This window comes from Microvirga tunisiensis, assembly GCF_009296175.1.
Taxonomy (GTDB): Bacteria; Pseudomonadota; Alphaproteobacteria; order Rhizobiales; family Beijerinckiaceae; genus Microvirga; species Microvirga tunisiensis.
In genome coordinates this window covers 1-2,172 of sequence record NZ_VOSK01000618.1, presented here as the reverse complement: position 1 = coordinate 2,172, position 2,172 = coordinate 1, and the positions used below count along the sequence as shown (strand labels likewise).

The 2,172-nt window shown below is 61.9% G+C and carries 3 protein-coding genes; 2 read left to right on the top strand and 1 reads right to left on the bottom strand.

What is annotated here, in order from left to right:
- Positions 1-191 (top strand): hypothetical protein (locus FS320_RS46765; protein WP_162003614.1); only part of this gene is annotated, 191 nt, incomplete at its 5' end.
- A 195-nt stretch (positions 192-386) separates the two neighbouring features.
- On the opposite strand, the gene FS320_RS50050 is transcribed toward FS320_RS46765, so the two are convergent.
- The gene (locus FS320_RS50050; RefSeq protein ID WP_202882966.1) at positions 387-794 is read right to left on the bottom strand and encodes a GNAT family N-acetyltransferase; all 408 of its coding nucleotides are present in this window, start codon (positions 792-794) and stop codon (positions 387-389) included.
- 276 nt (positions 795-1,070) lie between these two features.
- Between FS320_RS50050 and FS320_RS42050 the strand changes: the two genes are divergently transcribed.
- Positions 1,071-2,165 (top strand): IS1595 family transposase, encoded by a 1,095-nt coding sequence (locus FS320_RS42050; protein ID WP_152718477.1) that lies wholly within the window; start codon positions 1,071-1,073, stop codon positions 2,163-2,165.
- Positions 2,166-2,172: the final 7 nt, after the last annotated feature.

The following is a 2,172-nucleotide window of genomic DNA, read 5'->3' as shown; positions in this document are numbered from 1 at the left end:
CCTCGCTCTTTCCCAAGGAGCTGGCGGCTCAGGGCATCGCCTTCGACGCGTTTCTGCACGGCCAAGATCAGGTTGGCGGCGGCACGGCCTCGTTGAGCGGCATCGCTGCCGCAGGCGCCGTGGGACGGTCCCATCGCCGTTTCGAACCGCTCGACGGGCTCCTGATCCGGGGCGAGAACTCTGCCCACTGACGAGGCGGCTTTGGAAATTCGGATATCTCCGGAGCGCACCGGAGGCGTAGGCCAAATCCCATTGCCGATCGGTCTGCGATAGGATCTCTGCCAGCGACCAGCCGGGCCGACAGATCTCCTGGAGATCATCGTCTCCTGTACGGAACGGGCTTCACCACGGGCCGACGCTCCGCACAAAGATGCCAGAGTGCTTGGTTATAGTGTCAGTTTGAGTCGTGGACCAACCTCGCTGAAGCCGTTGCGCAGATAGAATTGCAGGCTGCGTGCCCAGGCGGGTTGGCGCGGTGCGCCCACTTCAAGCTGACGCCAGCCGCGTTCGCGGCCCAGCGTCGCGCCCGCATTGATGAGTCGTTGCGCCACGCCGGAGGAGCGATGGCTTGGGCTGACGTAGAGCTCAGTGATCACACCGAATGCTCCACCTGCGTAAATCGCATGGCTTTCCGAAACCATCATCACACCGACTGGCTCGGTACCGTCAGACGCCAGGAAGCCGAAGATGCGGTCTTCCAGGGCGAGCAGGCCGGGAGCGATCGCAGCGTGCTCTTCGGGCTTCGCCGGGGTGCCGCGGAGTTCGGCGAGAAGGGCACCGACGAGGCGGGCCACAATAGGAGCGTCCTGGGGGTTCGTGCGGCGGAGTGTGATCAACGGAGGTACCCTTTCACATGCGGCGCGGGTATCGGCTGTTGTGTGTCGCGTCATCGACATGTAACCCGGCGTCGGGGACCAAAGTTAGCAAGAATTTGCCCAAGGGTGGGGGCAGCACAAGATGTGTTCCTGATTGAGCGCCGGCATTATCAACCAAACACAGCTTTTCCTTTGCAGCTAAGCTTTTGCGTGAGACTCTGATCCAGTGACTGATGGTCGGGTCAGGAGGGCACAATGGATCTATCTGTACGCGAGGTCCTGGCGAGGATCACCACCGTGCCTGATATGGTCAGAACGTTCCAGGACGAGGGCCGTTGCCGGCTTCTGCTCGAAGCCATGGTTTGGCCCGATGGTCGAATATGTCCGGCCTGCGGCTACCGGCGGTCCATCGCCCTGACCGGCCGTGAAAGTGGGAGGCGAGCCCGACCCTGGCTCTACCAATGCTCAAGCGGCACCTGCCGCTTTCAGTTCACGGTCACGATCCGCACACCCCTGCACGCAACGAAGCTTCCACTTCGGGTGTGGTTGTCCGGCTTGTGGCTGATGCTGCAGTCGGACAAGGGCATCTCGTCGATCCGCTTGGCGGAGGCGTTGGGCGTCAGCCAACCAACAGCCTGGCGTATGGGGCATGCCCTGCGGGTGATGGTTGGGCGCGAGCAGGCTCTGGATGGTGTGGTTGAGATCGATGGGCTCTATGTCGGCGGCAAGCCGCGGCGGGATCCGAACTATTCTCCACCAGGTCGTGGACGCAAAGGCCAGCCTAAGACCCAGAAAACACCAGTGCTTGTGGCCGTGCCGCGGCCGCCGAATGTGAGCGTCGGTGCGTCGTCTGGCGAAGTTCGAGCCGCGGTGATTGAGGATCTGTCCGAGTCCGAAGCGGATCGGGTTCTCACAGAGGCGGTCGAGCCGAGCGCACATCTGATGAGCGATGAATGGAAAGCCTTCGTGTCCTTGGGCAGTGCCTTTGCGGCCCATGACACCGTTCATCATAAGGCCCGCGAGTATGCGCGTGGTCCGGTTCATATCAACTCGGCGGAGGGCTTCAATGATAGGATCCGCCGAACCGTCTCAGGCGTGTTCCATCACATCAGCCCGCATCTGGCGGATCTCTACTTCAACGAGATCGGCTTTCGCTGGTCGCAGCGCATCATCACGGGCCAAGCACCACGGCGCACGCGCAAAGGACGTCCGGTGACCAAAACCTTGTGGGCGAGAATTCCGCCTGCCTTGCAACTGCCAGCGGTGTTCCGCTTCGCGATTGGACGGGACATGCGTCGAACGAAGGCCGGCGGGATCGACCTCGTTTCAAAGGTAGCTGTGTTTGGTTGATAATGCC